The sequence below is a fragment of the Streptomyces sp. NPDC051567 genome, from assembly GCF_044454165.1.
In the GTDB taxonomy this organism is placed as follows: domain Bacteria; phylum Actinomycetota; class Actinomycetes; order Streptomycetales; family Streptomycetaceae; genus Streptomyces.
The window spans coordinates 269,606-288,076 of record NZ_JBITDK010000003.1 but is presented as its reverse complement, the minus strand read 5'-3'; the positions used below and the strand labels follow the sequence as shown (position 1 = coordinate 288,076).

The window sequence follows — 18,471 nt, the reverse complement described above, 5'->3', positions numbered from 1 at the left end:
GCGCGCTTTGGCCCATGGAGGACGACATGGGAACGGCGTGGGAACGACGCAGGGCCGACGCGGGAAACGGAGGGGCACACGGTGCGCGGGAGAGTGGACGGCGGGGCAGCGGCGGACGGCGGAGCGGAGGCGGCTGCCGGAGCAGAGGCGGAAGCGGAGGCAAGGGCAGGGGCGGAGGCAGGCGGCGGAGCGGTGCGGGGCCCGGGGCGCGGGGCGGGACGGGGTGGCGGGCGCGGGGTGGGGCGTGGCGGTGGGCCCGGGGTGGGGCTCTATCTGGCGGTCGCGGTCGGGGGGTTCCGCCGCTACGCCACCTACGGGGTCGCGACGGCGGCCGGGGTGTTCACCAACACCGTCTTCGGTTTCATCGTCTCGTACACGTACATCGCGCTCTGGGACGAGCGCCCCGGACTCGGCGGCTACGACCAGGCGCAGGTGCTGACCTTCGTCTGGATGAGCCAGTCGTTGCTGGCGGCGGGGGCGCTGATCGGGGGCGGGTTCCAGGAGGAGGTGCAGGAGCGGGTGCGGACGGGGGACATCGCCGTCGACCTCTACCGGCCGGCCGATCTCCAGCTCTGGTGGCTGGCGTCCGACCTGGGCCGGGCGGCCTTCCAGTTGCTGGGGCGCGGTGTGGTCCCGCTGCTGGCGGGGGCGCTCGTCTTCGAGCTGGCGCTGCCGGGCGATCCGCTGCGCTGGCTGCTGTTCCTGGTCTCCGTCCTGCTCGCGCTGGTGGTGAGTTTCGCGGTGCGCTACCTGCTGGGTCTGGCCGCGTTCTGGCTGATGGACGGGGCCGGGATCAACATGATGGCCACCGTCGTCTCGATCTTCTTCTCCGGGATGCTGCTGCCGCTGACGCTGTTCCCGGGCGGGTTCGGCGAGCTGGTCCGGGTCCTGCCGTGGGCGGCGATGCTCCAGGTCCCGATGGACGTGCTGCTGGGCAAGGGCGCGGGGGCCGGAGGGGCGGTGCGGGCGCTGGGGTTCCAGGCCGGGTGGGCGCTGGTCCTGCTGGCTCTGGGCCGGCTGGTGCAGTCGGCGGCGACCCGCAAGGTGGTGGTCCAGGGTGGCTGAGGTGACGGGGGCGGCTGAGGTGATGGGGGCGGCTGAGGCGACGAGGGTGGCTGAGGCGACGCCGGAGCGGCCCGTCGCGACCGGGCCGCCCGAGGTGCCGGAGGTGCCGGAGCGCAACCGGGTGGTGGAGGGCGTCCGCGGCTACGGGCTGATCGTGGGGATGTGGGTCCGCTCGACGATGACGTACCGGAGTTCCTTCCTCCTCGCCCTCCTCGGGAACGCGGCGATCACGCTCCTCGACTTCGTCGCGATCGCCGTGATGTTCTCGCACGTGGACGTCCTGGGGGGCTTCACCCTGCCCGAGATCGCCCTGCTGTACGGGACGTGCACGGCCTCGCTGGGCCTGGCGGACCTGCTCCTGGGCAACGTCGACCGGGTCGGTTCCCGTATCCGTGACGGCTCGCTCGACACCATGCTGGTGCGGCCGGTCCCGCTGCTCGCGCAGGTCGCGGCGGACCGTTTCGCGCTGCGCCGCCTCGGGCGGATCGCGCAGGGGCTCGGGGTGCTGGTCTGGGCGGTCGCGGAGCTGGACGGCGCGGTGGAGTGGACGGCCGGGAAGGTGCTGCTCGTCCCCGTGATGATCCTGGCCGGGGCGGCGATCTTCGGGGCGGTGATGGTGGCCGGGGCGGCGTTCCAGTTCGTCGCCGGGGACGCGGCGGAGGTGGTGAACTCCTTCACCTACGGCGGCTGCACGATGCTCAAGTACCCGCCGACGGTGTTCGCGAAGGACCTGCTGCGCGGGGTGACCTTCATCGTCCCGCTGGCCTTCGTCAACTGGCTGCCCGCCCTCCACATCCTGGGGCGGCCCTACCCGCCCCTGGCTGCCGCATGGGGGACCCCTGAGCTGCCGGGGTGGGCCGCGTACCTGAGCCCGCTGGTGGCCTTCGCGGTGTTCGTCCCCGCGTCGCTGGCATGGCGCGCGGGAGTTCGTTCGTACCGGAGCACAGGGAGCTGACGCGTGGTGACAGACATACTGATCGAGCTGGACGAGGTCGAGAAGGTCTTTGACGTACGGCGCCGGGTGGGCCTGGTGCGCCGGGAGAAACGCCAGGTCAGGGCGGTGGACGGGATCAGTTTCACCGTCGCGCGCGGTGAGATGGTGGGCTATATCGGGCCGAACGGCGCCGGGAAGTCGACCACCATCAAGATGCTGACGGGAATCCTGACCCCCAGCGGCGGCCGGCTGCGGGTCGCGGGCATCGACCCGGCGCGGGAGCGGATGCGGCTCGCGCACCGGATCGGGGTGGTGTTCGGGCAGCGCACCACGCTCTGGTGGGACCTGCCGCTGAAGGACTCGTACGGGCTGATGCGGCGGATGTACCGGATTCCGGCGGCGCGGTTCGCGCGGAACCTGGAGCGCTGCGTGGAGCGGCTGGACCTGGCGGAGCTGCTCGACGTGCCGGTGCGTCAGCTGTCGCTCGGGCAGCGGATGCGCGGGGACATCGCGGCGGCGCTGCTGCACGATCCGGACGTCCTGTACCTGGACGAGCCGACGATCGGGCTCGACGTGGTGAGCAAGGCGAAGGTGCGGGGGTTCCTGCGGCAGTTGAACGAGGAGCTCGGCACGACGGTGCTGCTGACCACCCACGACCTCCAGGACATCGAGCAGTTGTGCGAGCGGGTGATGGTGATCGACCACGGGCGGCTGATGTACGACGGGCCGCTCGGCGGGCTGCACACGGCGGGTTCGGCGACGGCGGGCGAACGGACGCTGGTGGTGGACCTGGCACGGGAGCTTCCGCCGATCGACGTCCCGGGGGCGCGGGTGGTGAAGACCGAAGGGACGCGGCAGTGGCTGGCCTTCCCGGCGGGCGCCTCGGCGGCACCCCTGGTGGCGGCGGTGGCGGCGGGGTACCCGCTGCTGGACCTGTCGGTGCGGGAGCCGGACATCGAGGACGTGATCGCGCGGATGTACGCGGGGCGGGGGTAGGGACCGGGGCCGGGCCGTGCCCCGGGGCAGCGAGGAACGCCCGACCAGGACGACTGGCCGGGCGCTCTTCGCTGCTGCGTGCGGACGACGGGGCTAGAGCTGCTTGAACTCGCCGTTCAGCATGCCGTCCTCAAACGCGGCCCACTCGCCGAGGGTGAAGACGAGGGCCGGGCCGTTTCCGTTGTCCTTGCTGTCACGCATGGCCACGCGGCCATCGCCGAGGAACGCGACCTCGACGCACTCGGCCTGGCCGTTGCTGCGGCTGCTCTTGCGCCACACCGCACCCGTCAGGTCGGAACTCTTCACCCACTCCAGTCCGGCAGCCGAAGTGCACTCGATGTAAGGCTTCACAGTCTTATCCCCTTTCCTTTACGGCGTCCAGAATGAGCGCCCGATCGGGACGACTGATCGGGCGCTCTTGTCGCTGCGTGCGGACGGTAGGGCTAGAGCTGTTTGAACTCGCCGTTCAGCATGCCGTCCTCAAATGCGGCCCACTCGCCGAGGGTGAAGACGAGGGCCGGGCCGTTTCCGTTGTCCTTGCTGTCACGCATGGCCACGCGGCCATCGCCGAGGAACGCGACCTCAACACACTGGCCGTTGTTCTGGGAGCGGCTGGACTTACGCCACACCGCGCCCGTGAGGTCTGAACTCATCATCGCGCAAACTCCTTTGCCGCTTGTCGAAGCATGTTCTGTGTGTCCTTGGCGTCCAGGGCCGTGTCCCAGATCGACGTGAACGCCCGGTCGTACCGCTCGATCTCTTGCGGCTTGTCGAGGTAGAGGTCACCGGTAAAGCCCTCCATGTAAATGGTGGGCGGCTCCATCGGTTGACCGTCACCGTTGACAGGGAAGCGGAGGATGGTGAACGGGCCGGACATGAGTCCGTGATGCAAACCTGCCGCGAACGGCACGACCCGTAGAGAAACGTTCGGCAAGTCCATCGCCTCTGCCAAGCGGTCCAGCTGGCGAGCCATTACTTCACCGCCGCCGACCGGTTGCCGGAGCACTGCTTCACCGAGCGCCAGTTCCAGGGTAGGCGGGGCGGTCACCCTGGTCAGCAGCTCTTGACGCGCCAATCGAACATGCACCCGTCGTTCGATCTCGTCGTGGTCAACGTGCGGGTTGTCCGCCTGGATCAACGCGCGGGCGTAGTCGTCCGTCTGTACGAGACCCGGCACCAAGTCATTGATGTACTGCCGCAGGCTGGCTGCCGCGCCCTCCAACCCGATGAAGAGGTCGAAGCCTTCCGGGATCACGTCACCGTAGGAGTGCCACCACCCTCGGTTCTTTGTCTCCTTGGCCAGGCCCATCAGGCCCTTGGTCAACTCGGGGTCCGCGCCGTACACGCGGCACATGGTCTCAACGTCCAGGCTGCGCATGGACGTCTGCCCCGTCTCGATGCGCCAGATCTTCTGATCTGACCACTCCAGGGCCGTCGCCGCCGCGCGCACGGTCAGCCGCGCACGATTGCGCAGCTCACGTAGGTGTCGCCCGAGTTGACGGCGGGGCACGGTCGATCCGCTTACCACTCCCACCACTTGGTGTCGCCTCCGATCTGGAACCCATCTTACATCCGGTATGGAATCCCACACATTCCCATTATGGAATGGGGTATGTGTGTTCGATAGATCTGTTTTCGGATTTCCAATCTGGAGTGTTGCATATCCAAGCATTCCAGTGCTTCACTCGGTAACCCCACAGAACCGCCGCGAACACTCCATGTGATCGCAGCATGGCGAGGGAGATCGAAGCGCGATGAATCCGCTGATCTTTGGCTACATGCGGGTGCCCGACGACATGAGCGACGAGGAGGCGAAGCAGAAGCAGGACGGCCTGAACGCCTACGCCGAGAGCAACGGCTTCCACCTGGCTGCCGTGTTCCACGAGTACGTACCGGGAGCGCAGTCGGCGTTCGCGGAGTTGGTCGAGGTGGTCAAGCGTGCTGAGGCGAAGCACGTGGTCGTACCGTCCTACCGGGAGCTGGCGCTCAACAAGTCGCTCCAGGACGCCATGCTGGCCCACCTGTCCGACGCCACCGGCGCGGAAGTCGTCAGTCTGGACGAGTGCTCATGACGAGCCAGGAGTCGCCGTACCGGCCGCAGAGCGTCCATTTCTTCGACCAACTTTCGCTGGCCGCCGTGCGTTCGGCCGTCTCGGCGTCGCGTCACTTCCTGAGGCTCACCCTCTCCAAGTGGCCGGAAGTGTCCATCGAGGACGACGCCCTCCTGATCGCCTCGGAGCTCGTGACCAACGCCGTCACGGCCACCGGGATGCTGGCGGGGAAGCGGACATGGGGCGATCTGGAAGAGCTGAACCTCGTCCAAGTGCGCTTGGTCGGCCTGCAAGACAGCGTCATCATCGAAGTGTGGGACATGTCGGATGAGCTGCCCTCGCTCAAGCAGGCTGACGACGACGCCGAGAACGGGCGCGGTCTTCTGCTCGTGCAGCAGCTCGCAAAGCGTTGGGGTTCTTACCGCACCACTGGTGGCAAAGTGGTGTGGGCCGAACTGATGGCCCGTCCGTTGAAACCGACGGGCCCGATCGAGGAAGTGGTGACCGCTGCTCTGATGCAGCGCGTCCTTGACGGGCTCCGTCAGACCATCTGATAGGCGCGGGGCCTTCCCGGGGCCGGGGTCCGGGCCCCGGGGCGGGGTCCGGTGTCGGGATAAATCAGGGGTAAGCCCGGGGCGTACAGCGGGGTCTAGTCATACAACTCCCGTAGATCACTGCATAGGCTGGGCCCATGAGTGACGAGCGGCCGGAGAAGCCGTTGCCGGAGCTGAGGGCGTCGGATGCCGACCGGGACCGGGTGGTGGAGCGTCTTCGGGACGCCGTCGCCGAGGGCCGGCTCGACATGGAGGAGTTCGAGGAACGGCTGGAGGCGGCCTACACGTCGCGGACGTACGCGGAACTGGAACCGCTGACGCGGGACCTGCCGGCCCCCACGGGGGCGGCAGGGACGTTCCCGGCGGCCCAGGCGGCCGCCCCCGCGGCCCAGGGCGTGGCCTGGCCGGCCCGGATCGGCGGGGCGGCGACCTCGACCACGGCGGTCGCCGTCATGTCGGGGTTCCAGCGCAGGGGCGCCTGGACGGTGCCCGCCCACTTCAACGCGATCGCGTTCTGGGGCGGCGGCCAGCTCGACCTGCGCGAGGCGAACTTCGAGGCGGGCGAGGTCGTGATCAACTGCGTCGCGATCATGGGCGGCGTCGAGATCGTCGTGCCGCCGGGCGTGGAGGTCGACGTCCGGGGCTTCGGCCTGATGGGCGCCTTCGAGCAGAGCGACAGCCCGGGGCCCCGCCAGCCGGGCGCCCCCCGGGTCGTCGTGACGGGCTTCGCCTTCTGGGGCGGCGTGGACATCAAGGTCAAGACGCTGAAGTACCACCCGCCGCACCTCGGCACGCAGCCGCGCAAGGAGCTGTAGGCGCTGTAGTCGCTGTAGTCGCTGTAGGAGGAGCTCCAGGCCACGGGGCAGGGGCACGGTTTCACGTGAAACGTCTCACGGAGCCCAGGTGTTCCGTGGCCGCAGGAGCGTGAGCACGTCCCCGGGTGCGTATGCGTGTGCGTGTGTGCGCAGGTGCACCGGGTGCGTGGTCCGTGACGGCGGTGGGGCGGCCGGGTCGGGCCGGGGCGGAGCCCCGGTACGTGGCTGACCGGCCCCGCGCCACGGGACCTCGTACACCGCCCGCAGGGACCCCTGCACCGTCGCCCCGCGCGTCCCGCACCCCACCCGCGCGTCCCGGCGTACGGCCCCGCGCGGCCGGGGATCGCCTCCCCCGCGGGAGCGATACGGCGTGCCGGGAACTCCTCGGGCCTCCCGGGAGTCGGATGGTGTGCAGACAAACCCGGCGTTCCCGGGGGAAGGCAGGACCACGTGGACAACCGCACCACCGCCCCAGGCACCGCGCCGCCACCGCCCACCCGTGGCGCGTTCGTGTTCAGCGAGGCGGACGAGGAGCGGCGCCGTGGCGTCCGCCGGATGAAGGCCACCGCGACCGGTCTGCTGATCCTGGTCGCACTGGTCTACGTACTGGCCAAGTGGGCGCAGCACGCGGGCGCGGGCGCCTGGGCCGGTTACGTCGCCGCCGGCGCCGAGGCCGGCATGGTCGGCGCGCTCGCGGACTGGTTCGCCGTCACGGCCCTCTTCCGGCGGCCACTGGGCCTGCCCATCCCGCACACCGCGATCATCCCGACCAAGAAGGACCAGCTCGGGGTCTCCCTCGGGGAGTTCGTCGGGGAGAACTTCCTCTCCTCCGACGTGGTCAGGACCCGGCTGCACGCGCTCGGCATCGGCGGCCGGCTCGGGGCCTGGCTGGCCGAGCCCGCGCACGCCGACCGGGTCACGGCGGAGCTGGCCACCGCCCTGCGCGGCGCCCTGACCGTGCTGCGCGACTCCGATGTGCAGGCCGTTGTGGGGGAGGCCATCACCCGCCGCGCCGAGACGGCCGAGATCGCGCCCGGCATCGGCAAGACCCTGGAGCGGGTCGTCTCGGACGGCGGGCACCGCCGGGTCGTCGACCTGGTGTGCGCGCGGGCGCACGACTGGCTGGTCACGCACGGGGACTCGGTGATGGACGCCGTCCAGGGCGGGGCACCCGGCTGGACCCCGCGGTTCGTGGACCGCAAGATCGGCGACCGCGTGTACAAGGAGCTGCTCCGCTTCGTCACGGAGATGCGGGACATGCCGGACCACCCGGCGCGCGGGGCCGTCGACCGGTTCCTGACGGACTTCGCGGCCGACCTCCAGTCGGACACGGAGACCAGGGCGCGGGTCGAGCGCCTCAAGTCCGAGCTGCTGGCGCGCGGTGAGGTGCAGGACGTGATCGCCTCCGCCTGGACAGCGATCCGGTCGATGATCATCTCGGCGGCGGAGGACGAGCAGAGCGAGCTGCGGCTGCGGGTCCGGGCCTCACTGATGTCCCTGGGCGCGCGGCTGGCTACGGACGGCCGCCTCCAGGACAAGGTGGAGGGCTGGATCGAGGGCGCGGTGGTGTACGTCGTCACCACCTACCGGACCGAGATCACCTCGCTGATCACGGACACGGTGGCGGGATGGGACGCCGAGCACACGTCCCGGAAGATCGAGGCCCACATCGGGCGGGACCTCCAGTTCATCCGGATCAACGGCACGGTGGTCGGCGCCCTGGCGGGCCTGCTGATCTACACGGTGTCCCAGGCGTTCGGCGCGTAGGGGGCCGGGAGGCGGGTGCCGGGGCGGGGCGGGGCGGGTGGCTGGGGGCGGGGCTCCTCGGGGCCTCCGGGGCCTCCGGGGCCTCCGGGACTCAGGGGAAGGGCAGTTCCAGCTGGGCGTGCCCCCGGACCGTGGCCGCCGGGGGCGCGGCCCGTACCGCGCCCAGTGCGAGGAGCGCGCGCAGGGCCGCGACGACGTCCGCCGGACTGTCCCGGAAGATCGCGGGCGTCGTGCTCACGACCAGGACGCCGTGGGCCTCCAGGCGCAGGCGCCGGCGGAGGGTCGCGTGCCAGGAGCCGCGGCTGTAGTGGTACTCCGCCGAGTCGATCTCCAGCGCCACGCCCTCCTCCGGCCAGTAGGCGTCCGGACTGGCCAGGAAGGCGCCGTCCGGGGTGTGGAGGCGGGCGTTCCACAGGGGGGCGGGGAGGCCGGTGGCGGACAGGGCGTCGCGCGCCCGGCCCTCGGCGATCGAACGGACCCCGGCGATCAGTTCGGCCGCCGCCGCGCGGACGGCGGGGCGGTTCACGATACGGGCGGCCCGGAGTTCGGCGTGCAGGTCGTGCGGGTGGCACCAGCCGCCCTGGACGACGTTGGCCAGGACGGAACGGACCAGCTCGGGGTGGTCCGTACGGGCCGCGAAGTCCACGGCGGCCCGCACCGGGCGGGTGCTGGGGACGCCGGAGACGGTGAGGATCGCGGGCCAGCGGGTGGTCGAGCCGGGCCGGACCCGGGAGACGGCCGCCACCGAGCGCGGGGAGCGGACGAGCACGTCCAGCGGGTCGGGCGGGGCGTCACGGATGCCCAGGAGCGCGAGCGCCGCTCCGCCCGTGAGCGCCGCGGTGGTGCCGGAGAGCGGGTCGGCCGAGGGCCGGGCGGCGTAGAGGACCGCGGACAGGGCGCGCTGGCGCCGGTCCGGCGGACCGCTCTGGAGCAGGTACACCCGCGGCAGGAGCCGCTGCCAGGGCCCTCCCCGGCGGCTGCGGCCGCTGATGGTCCCGGACGGGACTCCCGCCTGGGTGAGCTGGTGGTACGTGACCAGGTTCAGCTGGCGGCGTGCGACGCGTGCGACGCGGGAGACGCTGGAGACGCGGGCGCCGTCGGAGGCGTTGTGGGAGGAGGCGGGTGCGGGGACGGCGGAGGCAGGGGCGGTGTGAGCGGTCATGCCCTGGCTATGCCCGGCCGGCCGGCTCCGACGCTCACACCGAGGGGTGGTCCGGGGCGAGGAAGACGACGACGCCGTTCTCCGTGCCGGGCAGCGGAGCGACCTCGTGCCAGCCGAGCCGGTGGTACGTGGCGACGGTGTCGGCCGCCCGGCGGGCGGTCATCAGCCACGCGCGGGAGTCCGGGGCGTCGGCGGTGATCTCGGAGAGCAGCGCCCGTCCGGTGCCGTGCCCGCGCGCGTGCGGGCGGACGGCGAGCTCGTCTATCTCCAGGGCGCCGACGAGCAGCTCCTGCACGCGCTCCCTCCCGAGCTGGGCCGAGACGTGGTCGTACCCGCGCCCGGAGGGGAAGCGACTGGGCGTCAGCCGCCCGGTGGCGAACCCCTCGATGCCGGTTGCCGACTGCACGAAGGCGGTCCGGAAACCGGCACGGCGGCTGTGGGCCCGCAGTCGGGAGGAGAACTGGAGAATGGTTTCCTCACCCTCGTTCCACGGCGGGGCGGAGAAGACCTCGCCGTACGCGTCCGCCAGCTCGTCCGCCAGGTCGAGGACAGCCGGTCCGTAACAGATCACGTTGATGGCTCCTTGGGTGAATTGGGCAATTTCAGGCGTCTTCACCTGCGTTCATAGCGCTTGAGGCTACTTGGGCCGCCTTCACGACACTTGGGGATGCTTCAACGGTATCGCCCCTGCTGGAGAGTGAACCCACGCCCGTGAGGTCCCCCGCAGAACCCGCCAGTGGAACGGGGTCGCGGAACGGGACCGGCGGAACGCCGTACGGATGCCGATCCCCTCCCCTTCCTCCCTTTCCCTCCCCCCTTTCCTCACCACCCGCGTTAGCCTCGGGGGAAGGCGAACGGCTGAAGGAGTCGACGATGGCGCAGATCCCCACCGCAGCGGTGACCGCAGGAGGCATTGCCGGCGGGTACGCCGTCGCCCGGTGGACCGGCAAACGCCCCCTCGGCGGAGCGGTGCTCCTCGCCGCCGGTGCCGTCGCGGCCCGCGAATGGCACCGCCGCACATCGGCGACCACCACGACCCTGCTCGGCGCCGCCTACCTCGCCGGTTTCGCGGGTTCCCACCCCCTGGCGAAGCACATCGGCCCCTGGCCCGCAGTCCTCACCACGGCCACCACGATCGCCCTCACCTCCTACCTCACGGCAGACCGCCGCCGGGCGTGAGGGGTGAGTGGGCCCGGGCCGGGGGCTACGCCCGCCCGTTCTGAAGCTCCTCAAGGAAGGTGCGCCAAGCACCCTTCCCGAACAAGATCATGCTCTCCGTCGGCTGCTTGGAGTCACGCAGAGCGGTCGAGCCGGGGAGGAAGAGGACCTCGACGCACTCGCTGTACTCGGCTCCGCTGTAGGAAGACTTGATCCATGCGGTGCTGCCTATGGCGGGTGAAACGGGATGCATTACAACTCCTTGTGGACGCTTCCGATCAAGGCTGATGATGCGGCCATGTCCAACGCTTGTGCGCGGAGGTAGTCGAAAGCAAGCCGGTAGCGGACCAGCTCCGGTTCCTGCTCCATGAAGAGCGAACCGACGTGCGTATCGATGTAGGCGACGTCGAGACTCGGCTCGGCACCGCCGATGATCACGAAGCTTCCCATGGCGGCAGAGTGCGCTCCTTTGGAGAAGGGCAGCACCTGCAAGGTGATGTGCTGGGATTCGTTGGCCTCAAGAAGACGCTCCAGCTGTCCTCTCATCACGTGAGGCGAGCCCACAACCCGACGGATCACCGACTCGTCGAGGATGGCCCAGAGATGCGGAGGCTTGGGGCGGCCAAGGATCTCCTGTCGCTTCATCCGGATGTCGACGAGCCGTTCGATCTCCTCGGGCGACAGCCTCATCTCGGATGCGTACTGCACAGCCGTGGTGTAGCCGCGTGTCTGTAGGAGACCGGGTACGTAGAGGCAGTTGAAGTGGTCCTCCCTCACGGCTTCGTCCTCCAGGGTGAGCAGCAGATTCATGCTCTCCGGTACCGGGTCGATGATGGAGTTCCACCACCCTTGCTGCTTCACCCCCTTCGCGAGGGCCACCACTGCATGGAGTTCGGCCTCGGTGGCCCCGTACCCACGGCACAATGCCTCCACGATGGGCCACTTCACGGGCCCTGTCTGGGTTTCGTACCGGCTCACGGTTGCCTTCGATACGTCGATGAGGCGGCCAGCCTCCTCCAGAGTCATGCCCGCACGAGCACGGAACTTGCGCATGGTCGCCCCAAGCTGGCGACGCCGGGTGGTTGCCCTGGCTGACATGTGTGCCGTCTCCCGAGGTGGTGTTCTGCTGCTGCCGGGTTGGAGTCAACAAGGCTATGCCCGGTGGAGGTTAGGGAGTCGAGGATTCACCCTGGAGGTTCTCGTGAGAAGTTACATAGCGAGACTTCTCAATGTCATACTCCAGTCGTGACGCTACGCGGCGCAGTCGTCTGGATACGGCTGGTGCAGGCGCTGCCGTGGCATGGGAGGAAGCGACTCCATGAGTGGACACTCGAATGCCGGAACCCGCCTTCGCTGTGTTCTGCCCTTCGCGGCGGAGCCTGTGGAACTGCGCCTCGTGCGGCGCATCGTCAGAGATCAGCTCGCAGCCTGGGGCCTCCTGGCCCTTGCCGATGATGCACAACTGGCCGTCACGGAACTCACAAGCAATGTGATCAAGCATGTAGGCGTCGGCACATCCGCGACGCTGGTACTGGAGCCGGCGCCGACTGAGGGACGTCTTCGTCTGGAGATCCACGACAAGAGCCGTGATGTTCCTTCGGTGGTGCGTTCCGCCTGTGACGATGAGTCAGGCCGGGGCCTCTGTCTGCTTGCCGCGCTCGCGGCTGACTGGGGCACGGTTCTGACGGCCACGGGCAAGGTGGTCTGGTGCGAACTTGCGCTCCAGCCGGAAGGCCAGTACCACCGGGTCCAGCGCGGCGCAGCCGTCCTTGAGGCTTACCGGGGCCTCTCTGCCGCCCCGTATCCTCCGGCTGCCTGGCGTCCGCAGGTAGTGGAGGAATCGGTCACCCATCTCATCACTGACATCCTGCATTGGCTGGCAGCTCAGGGCTGCGACCCGGAAGACATCCTGGACCGAGCCCAGATTCACTACGAGGCCGAGACGGACGCGGCGTGAGAGGGGCACCAGTGTGGTGCTCGTGAACTTGGGCAGGTGATGGCGGGCCGTCGGCCTGACAGCTCCGGGCCGGTCGGCACCCAGGACCGGGGCCTGAACAGGTCCTGTTGTGAGGCCGGTGGAGTAAAGCCTCAAGTAGATCCGGTACCGACCACACTTGGCTAATGATGCCTTGTTGGAACCAGTCTGATCATGGACAAGGAATTTGGCCATGATCAGACTGGAACTACATACTCGCGTTTAAGTCGCGGGTCAGTCAGTGTTGGCAGAATATGCCACAACGTCTGCGGGAATTTCATGGTGAAGTTGCCATGTGATCCCCATGGGCTTGTCGCCCTTGTGGCTACAGTAATCGGCAGGTCCGAGCAGCATCCACGCGCATGGGCTACCAATGTCCGTCTTCTTGAAGCGGCGAACAAAGAGAAGTACGTGTGAGCCGTTCTGCTTGTGCGTTTGGTATCGGATGCCGGTTGGGGCGCTTTCCGAAGTTTGATGCTGCGTCTCCCAGTGGAACTGGAATTCGCTCATGGCGTAGTCCTTGTACTGGGTCTGCGGGGAGAAATCCTTCTCCTCTTTCTCCAGGGTGATAAGGAGCGCATCTGTCTTAATGTCCTCACGCCAGAGCACCCCCGCTTGGTAATTGCTGGGGAAGGGGCCGCCGAGAGCAGAATAGCCTAGCGCCGTAAGTATCTCTTCCCGGTTGTAAGAGGCGTGCACCGTCAGCGGTAGTTCGGAATGGTCGCCACTCAGCGCGACTGGGACGTGTCCAGTCTGGGACAGATTGTGGGCGAGGACCTGTCGAATTTCCTCTCGGAAGGCACGCTGGGGTTGAAGGTGAGTGAGTGCCTCTTGGTATTCTGCGAACTTACGGCCATGCGGCCAGATCGAGAAGATGAGCATGCGGGCGTAAGCTTGTCCCTGCCCGTCGAGTGACGCGTACGTCGGTGCGTCATCGGCGAGGAGTGCAGTGTAAGCATTAACCCGTGCAGGATCATCGACGTGAAGGAAGGCCGGAACGCGCCTAAAGAGCTCTTTCTCCCCTTCGAGTGCATGCCGTTCCAGTAGTCCGGCTCGCCGTAGGAGACCTGTCCACGAATTATCCTTGCCGCGGTAGACATCCTTGATGTCGCGTCCGCTCTCGGCAAGGTAGGTGGAGAGTCCTTTCCTGCCGTACGTTTTGACTTCTCTGGTCAGTTGAGTGACATTGACACTGATCTGGTTTCGAATATTTTCAATGATTCGATCCTTTGCCTTGCCTTCAAGGATAATCGCGCAATGCGAAGGTGGCTGCGGGAAGTCATTCTTAATGGCGCCGAGCAGCCGGTTGTGGGTCAGGTTGGTTAGCGCTCGGAACTGCTCTTCAAACTTGAATTCCTTGCGATGCTGCCCAATGAAGTCAAGAACCGTCAGAACTGACTTGGTCTCACTCCGACGCAAGCCTCGCCCCAGCTGCTGGAGGAAAACTGTGGCACTAGAGGTAGGGCGCAGGAGGAGCAGAGTGTCCACGTCTGGGACGTCGAGCCCCTCGTTGAAGAGGTCCACGGAGAAGATCGCATGGAGTCTCCCCTCCTTCAGCGCGTCGAGAGCTTCCTTTCGGGCTTCACGTGATGTTTCCCCCGATAGGGCGGCAGCGTTAAACCCTGCCTTGTTGAACGAGTCGGCCATGAAATGTGCGTGGGTAACTGATACACAGAACCCCAAGGCCCGCATTTCCTGGGGCTTAATGAGTTTTCTTCGGATGGAATCAATAACGAGCTCGGCTCTATCCTTGTTTCCGGTGAGGATATCGCTGAGTGCGTTGGAGTCGTAAGATCCACGCTTCCATGCGACGGAACTCATGTCGGTGTCGTCAGGAATTCCGAAATAATGGAATGGGCAGAGGAGCTCGTTCTCCATTGCTTCCCATAGCCGCATCTCGGCGGCGATTCGGCCATCGAAGAACTCATCCTGGATGTTCAGGCCGTCCATGCGCTCGGGTGTAGCAGTGAGCCCCAGAGTCTCCTGGGCGGAGAATTTTTCGAGGACCTTGAGGTAGGTAGGTGAAGTGCCGTGGTGGAATTCATCAATCACAATGACATCGAAATGATCCGCGGGCAAGTGATTCAACTTGTCGGATTTGAGTGATTGGATGCTCGCGAAGACGTTATCCCAGTTAGTGGGGATTTTCCCGTCGCAAAAGAGGTCGCCGAAATCTTCATCGCTAAGGACGTTCCGATACGTCTGTAGCGACTGCTCAAGGATCTCCTTGCGGTGGGCAATAAAGAGGAGGCGTAGATTGCGCCCCAGCCGCTTCCGGAGCTGTTTGAAATCGAGGGCGGCCATTACTGTCTTGCCGGTGCCGGTGGCAGCGACGAGGAGATTCATGTGCCGGCCATGCAGGGTACGTTCAACCTCAAGGCGCTCTAGCATGTCGCGTTGGTGAGGGTAGGGCTGGAATTCCTTACCTGACAGACTGATTGTCTGGGCGGCGTCTCTGTCCTTGCCGTATCCGCGGGCCTGAATCAGGGCTTCATCGAGTCGTCCGGCATCCCGGTCCGGGTCATAGGATTCGAAAGTCGGCTGGCTCCAGTACGCGTCAAAGGTGGCTTCGAATTTTCGGAGCACATTCGGGCTTGCGATGCCAGACAGTCGGACATTCCACTCCAAGCCATCCAATAGGGCGGCTTGCGATAGGTTTGAGCTACCGACGTAACATGTGTCGAATCCAGAGTTTCGACGGAAGAGCCATGCCTTGGCGTGGAGGCGGGTGGAGCGAAGCTCGTAGTTCACCTTCACCTCGGCATTGAACTCCCGCACGAGGCGGTCAAGAGCCTCACGTTCTGTGGCGCCGATGTACGTCGTAGTGATGACGCGGATGGGGATACCACGTGCAGCTGCAGCCTTGAGGGGTTGCTCCAGTACGCGTAGGCCCGTCCACTTCACAAAGGCGCACAGGAGATCAATGCGGTCGGCGGTAGCCAGCTCGGCCCGCAACTCGGAGCCAAGGCTCGGATCATTTGGAGAGTTGGTGATGAGCGAGTTCTCCGACAGCGGAGTCGAGGGGCGTGTGGTCCACGCCTCCGAGGTGATCGAATTCGCTACCGCAAGGAGCTGATGCGGTCCCTCGGCGATGGGTTCCGTCCGCTTCCGGGCACCAGGGAGAGAGTTCAGAGCATCGAGGATCTTGTTCGCAGCCAGCACCTGCTCGCTAGGAGAAAGCCCCTTGAGGGTTTGTCTGAATTCGTCTGCGATGTGCCGGGTGAGGACATGCTGAGAGGATTCTTCACTCACCTGGCCCCGTATCACATCGGTCCCCGTGGCAATGAGTTGCTGAAGACTCTCTTCGAGGGGGGTCGTGATCAGAGTCTCGTGAAGGCCAGGTACGGGCTTCGCGTTGCTCGGGCGGGGACCAGGCATCAGGGGGATCTCCTCAGGGTTGATCATCGCTGCCTCGGTTGTACCAGGAGCGACTGACAACACTTGCCGAAATGTGGCGCGGCAGCGGCTGAGGAAGATCCCTGTTGATCGGGCAGCGTTACGGGTTGATCAGTTGCTGCCCCCGTGGCACTCCACGTACGGCTTGCCCGAGGTGCACCAGCAGGGGGCGGTGGGGGTGGGGGGCCACGGGGTGGCCTTGCCGCGGGCGGCCAGGGTGGTGGCGTATTCCGCCAGGAGGGAAGGGGAGGCCGGGGAGGTCTTCTCCGAGGCCGCGAACGCCTCGTAGGACGGGACGCTCGCCGTGACGATGCCGAGGTTGGTGGTGCCCGAGGCGGCCAGGGCGCGGAGGGAGGACTCGATCCGGGACAGGTGCGTCTCGTGCGAGGGGTACTCCGAGGCCAGCGTCGGGTACGAGGTCAGCAGCTCGGCCAGTTCGCGCTGGGGCCAGTGCAGGATGGCCACCGGGAAGGGGCGGGAGAGAGCGGCGCGGCGGTCGCCCAGTTCGGCGCGCAGGCGGGCGATCTCGGCGCGGAGCTCGGCCGGGTCGTCGGAGCCCAGGGCCCAGATGCGCTTCGGGTCGTGGAGTTCGTCCAGCGGGATCGGGCCGATGTGACGGGTGTCGGCGACCATGTCCCAGTCGTCGTGCGGCAGCCCGAGGAGGCGGCGGACCCGGTGCCGGCCCGTGAGGAGGGCGGTGGTGGCCGGGGTGAGCGGGTCGTCCTCCGTGATGAGGAGCGTCGCCGCCTGGGTGAAGCACTCCTCCGACGCGGTCAGCTCGTCGTGCGCCTCCAGGGCCTCCGCGATGACCTCCCAGGGCGCCGGGTCGCCGGGGGACGCGGCGCGGATGCCCGAGATGAGGGCGCGGGCCTCGGCCTCGTGGCCGTACTCCCACAGATTGGCCGCCTGGAGGGCCTTGACCAGGTACGGGGCGGCGGGGGAGCCGGTGAGGAGCTGGTCGTACAGCGCGCTGGCGCGGTCCCGGGCGTCGGCCAGTTCGAGGTGGGCCGCGGCCTGGAGGAGCAGCGGCTCCCGGTCCTCGGGGTAACGGGTCGCCGTGCGGATGAGGCGCTCGGCTTCGGCGATGTGCTCAGCAGGCGTGTCAGGGCGCATGGTTCACACCGTACTGCTGCTGATCAACCGGCGGGGCAGGAGCCGGGCAGGAGCCGAGTGACGTCGTGGAGCTGGAGGCCGACGGACTCGGCCGCCGGCGCCAGGAGTACAAGGACGCGTAGAGGCCCCGCAGCGCAACCCGCCGCGACCCGCCGGAGCGTGGGGAGCGCGGAGGGTACGGGGACCCGTGGGCCGGGGTGGGCCGGGGTGGGCCGGGGTGGGCCGTGGGGCGGGTGGAGCTGCCACCCGGACCACGACCCATGGCCCCGGGCCTCAGCCCCCGGCCTCAGCTCCTCAGCCCTCGGCCGACATCCGGCGGCGGCGGTTGGTGAGCACCAGGCCGGCGCCTGCGGCGAGCGCGGCGGCGGCGCCGCCCGCGATCCAGGCGTTCTCGGACCCGGCTCCGGTGTTCGCGAGCGGGCCGGAACCACCCGTCGGGACCACGTTGCCGTTACCGCTGTTACCGGTGGTGCCGCCGTTACTGGTGGTGCTGTCGGTCGCCGTGCCGTTCCCGCCCGTGCTGCCGGAGCCGTCCGTGCCCGTTCCCGGCGTACCGGTCTGGCCGCCGGTCTCCTTGTCCTTGGCGGCCTTCTCCTCGGCCTCCTTGGCTTCCTTGTCCTTGGCGCGCGCCTCGTGCTGCCCGGTCTTGAGGAACTCGGCGCGCTCCGCGGGCGTGCCCTTGATCGCGGCCATGGCGGCCTTCTTCAGCTCCGGACCGGCGTTGCCCAGCATCGACGAGATCAGGATGCTGTTGTCGAGGTCGCGCAGCTCGTGCTGCGTGATCGTGACGAAGGTGCGCAGCTCGGCGGGGGTCGGGTTCGAGTCGAGGAACGTGAGGATGGCTTCCTTCATCTCCGGCCCCGCCTGGTTGAGCAGCGTGAACACCAGGACCCGGTCGTCCGTGGCGCGGGCCGCGTGCTGCCCGGTCGTGAGGAACGCGGTGAGCGCGGCCTGGGTGTCGGCCTTCAGGGCGGCCTTGCCCGCCTCCCGCACACCCGGACCACCGGCGTTGATGATCTGGGAGACCCGCACCTGGTCGTCCACGAACTGCTGCTCCGCCCGCTCGACTTCGAGGAAGTTCCGCATCTACGCGGCCGTCCCCTTGAGGGCCTTCTCGGCCGCCTCGCGCACGCCGGGCCCGCTCGCCGGGTCGGTCAGGATCGCCTGGATCGCGGCCCGGTCCTTCGTGGCCTGGGAGTCCTCGGCGGGCGTCTGCCCCGCGTCACCGGTGGGCTTGTCGCCCTCGGAACCCTGGTCGGGAACGGTCGGCGCCGAGGGCGTGGACGGGGACGCGGCGTCGGCGGCGAAGGCCGGCGAGGAGAGCATGACGGCCGGGGCCATCGCGGCGACGGCGATGGCCGACGCGATGCGGGAGAGCTTCACAGGTTTTCCATTCCTCACAAGGGTGATCGCTTCACGGACGTGATGATCGGCAATCTGTGCAGAATGGATCGTTTCCAGCCGCCGAACCGCCAGTTTTTGGCG

General features: G+C 67.8%; 20 protein-coding genes. 9 read left to right on the top strand and 11 right to left on the bottom strand.

The window, feature by feature from the left end; genetic code table 11:
* The first annotated feature begins 261 nt into the window (after window positions 1-261).
* From ACIA5F_RS05490 to ACIA5F_RS05480, 3 genes are read left to right on the top strand one after another with little or no spacing between them, the layout of a single operon-like run.
* Window positions 262-1,065, top strand: a complete 804-nt coding sequence (locus ACIA5F_RS05490; RefSeq protein WP_399349387.1) for an ABC transporter permease — start codon at window positions 262-264, stop codon at window positions 1,063-1,065.
* Between the two features lie 22 nt (window positions 1,066-1,087).
* Window positions 1,088-2,020 carry an ABC transporter permease gene (locus ACIA5F_RS05485; protein ID WP_399349597.1) on the top strand — a complete coding sequence of 311 codons (933 nt, stop codon included), beginning with the start codon at window positions 1,088-1,090 and terminating at the stop codon, window positions 2,018-2,020.
* 3 nt (window positions 2,021-2,023) lie between these two features.
* Window positions 2,024-2,995, top strand: a complete 972-nt coding sequence (locus ACIA5F_RS05480) for an ATP-binding cassette domain-containing protein (RefSeq protein WP_399349385.1) — start codon at window positions 2,024-2,026, stop codon at window positions 2,993-2,995.
* A 93-nt stretch (window positions 2,996-3,088) separates the two neighbouring features.
* Here ACIA5F_RS05480 and ACIA5F_RS05475 read toward each other — a convergent pair whose 3' ends face one another.
* From ACIA5F_RS05475 to ACIA5F_RS05465, 3 genes are all read right to left on the bottom strand, one after another.
* On the bottom strand, window positions 3,089-3,346 hold the full coding sequence (locus tag ACIA5F_RS05475; RefSeq protein ID WP_399349383.1) for a DUF397 domain-containing protein: 258 nt from the start codon (window positions 3,344-3,346) through the stop codon (window positions 3,089-3,091).
* Window positions 3,347-3,438: 92 nt separating this feature from the next.
* Window positions 3,439-3,651, bottom strand: coding sequence for a DUF397 domain-containing protein (locus ACIA5F_RS05470; protein WP_399349381.1), 213 nt, complete (start codon window positions 3,649-3,651; stop codon window positions 3,439-3,441).
* Window positions 3,648-4,532: a helix-turn-helix domain-containing protein gene (locus tag ACIA5F_RS05465; RefSeq protein ID WP_399349378.1), complete on the bottom strand. Its 885-nt coding sequence runs from the start codon at window positions 4,530-4,532 to the stop codon at window positions 3,648-3,650. Before ACIA5F_RS05465 ends, ACIA5F_RS05470 begins: the two co-directional genes overlap by 4 nt.
* Window positions 4,533-4,749: 217 nt before the next feature.
* Between ACIA5F_RS05465 and ACIA5F_RS05460 the strand changes: the two genes are divergently transcribed.
* From ACIA5F_RS05460 to ACIA5F_RS05445, 4 genes are all read left to right on the top strand, one after another.
* Window positions 4,750-5,067, top strand: a complete 318-nt coding sequence (locus ACIA5F_RS05460; RefSeq protein ID WP_399349376.1) for a recombinase family protein — start codon at window positions 4,750-4,752, stop codon at window positions 5,065-5,067.
* Window positions 5,064-5,600, top strand: coding sequence for an ATP-binding protein (locus tag ACIA5F_RS05455; RefSeq protein WP_399349374.1), 537 nt, complete (start codon window positions 5,064-5,066; stop codon window positions 5,598-5,600). The genes ACIA5F_RS05460 and ACIA5F_RS05455 overlap by 4 nt, the downstream gene beginning before the upstream one ends.
* A 137-nt stretch (window positions 5,601-5,737) precedes the next feature.
* Window positions 5,738-6,415, top strand: coding sequence for a DUF1707 domain-containing protein (locus ACIA5F_RS05450; RefSeq protein ID WP_399349371.1), 678 nt, complete (start codon window positions 5,738-5,740; stop codon window positions 6,413-6,415).
* A 510-nt stretch (window positions 6,416-6,925) separates the two neighbouring features.
* Window positions 6,926-8,182, top strand: coding sequence for a DUF445 domain-containing protein (locus ACIA5F_RS05445; RefSeq protein WP_399349595.1), 1,257 nt, complete (start codon window positions 6,926-6,928; stop codon window positions 8,180-8,182).
* 91 nt (window positions 8,183-8,273) lie between these two features.
* Here the strand turns inward: ACIA5F_RS05445 and ACIA5F_RS05440 are convergent, their stop codons facing one another.
* Both ACIA5F_RS05440 and ACIA5F_RS05435 read right to left on the bottom strand, forming a co-directional pair.
* The gene (locus ACIA5F_RS05440) at window positions 8,274-9,344 is read right to left on the bottom strand and encodes a hypothetical protein (RefSeq protein WP_399349368.1); all 1,071 of its coding nucleotides are present in this window, start codon (window positions 9,342-9,344) and stop codon (window positions 8,274-8,276) included.
* Window positions 9,345-9,378: 34 nt separating this feature from the next.
* The gene (locus ACIA5F_RS05435) at window positions 9,379-9,915 is read right to left on the bottom strand and encodes a GNAT family N-acetyltransferase (protein ID WP_399349366.1); all 537 of its coding nucleotides are present in this window, start codon (window positions 9,913-9,915) and stop codon (window positions 9,379-9,381) included.
* 302 nt (window positions 9,916-10,217) lie between these two features.
* Between ACIA5F_RS05435 and ACIA5F_RS05430 the strand changes: the two genes are divergently transcribed.
* Window positions 10,218-10,523, top strand: coding sequence for a hypothetical protein (locus ACIA5F_RS05430; protein WP_399349364.1), 306 nt, complete (start codon window positions 10,218-10,220; stop codon window positions 10,521-10,523).
* A gap of 25 nt (window positions 10,524-10,548) precedes the next feature.
* Here the strand turns inward: ACIA5F_RS05430 and ACIA5F_RS05425 are convergent, their stop codons facing one another.
* Window positions 10,549-10,755 (bottom strand): DUF397 domain-containing protein, encoded by a 207-nt coding sequence (locus tag ACIA5F_RS05425; protein WP_399349362.1) that lies wholly within the window; start codon window positions 10,753-10,755, stop codon window positions 10,549-10,551.
* A complete protein-coding gene (locus ACIA5F_RS05420) occupies window positions 10,755-11,600 on the bottom strand; it encodes a helix-turn-helix domain-containing protein (RefSeq protein ID WP_399349360.1) in 846 nt (281 codons plus the stop codon). Before ACIA5F_RS05420 ends, ACIA5F_RS05425 begins: the two co-directional genes overlap by 1 nt.
* 220 nt (window positions 11,601-11,820) lie before the next feature.
* Between ACIA5F_RS05420 and ACIA5F_RS05415 the strand changes: the two genes are divergently transcribed.
* Entirely contained in the window at window positions 11,821-12,459 is a 639-nt protein-coding gene (locus ACIA5F_RS05415) for an ATP-binding protein (protein WP_399349358.1), read from the top strand.
* A gap of 252 nt (window positions 12,460-12,711) precedes the next feature.
* Here the strand turns inward: ACIA5F_RS05415 and ACIA5F_RS05410 are convergent, their stop codons facing one another.
* From ACIA5F_RS05410 to ACIA5F_RS05395, 4 genes are all read right to left on the bottom strand, one after another.
* Window positions 12,712-15,855, bottom strand: coding sequence for a DUF3427 domain-containing protein (locus tag ACIA5F_RS05410; RefSeq protein ID WP_399349593.1), 3,144 nt, complete (start codon window positions 15,853-15,855; stop codon window positions 12,712-12,714).
* A 129-nt stretch (window positions 15,856-15,984) separates the two neighbouring features.
* Window positions 15,985-16,986 carry a hypothetical protein gene (locus ACIA5F_RS05405; RefSeq protein WP_399349356.1) on the bottom strand — a complete coding sequence of 334 codons (1,002 nt, stop codon included), beginning with the start codon at window positions 16,984-16,986 and terminating at the stop codon, window positions 15,985-15,987.
* Between the two features lie 294 nt (window positions 16,987-17,280).
* The gene (locus ACIA5F_RS05400) at window positions 17,281-18,072 is read right to left on the bottom strand and encodes an ALF repeat-containing protein (protein WP_399349354.1); all 792 of its coding nucleotides are present in this window, start codon (window positions 18,070-18,072) and stop codon (window positions 17,281-17,283) included.
* Complete coding sequence (locus ACIA5F_RS05395; RefSeq protein WP_399349352.1) at window positions 18,073-18,369, bottom strand: hypothetical protein; 297 nt, start codon at window positions 18,367-18,369, stop codon at window positions 18,073-18,075. It lies immediately after the preceding gene.
* Window positions 18,370-18,471 lie beyond the last annotated feature (102 nt).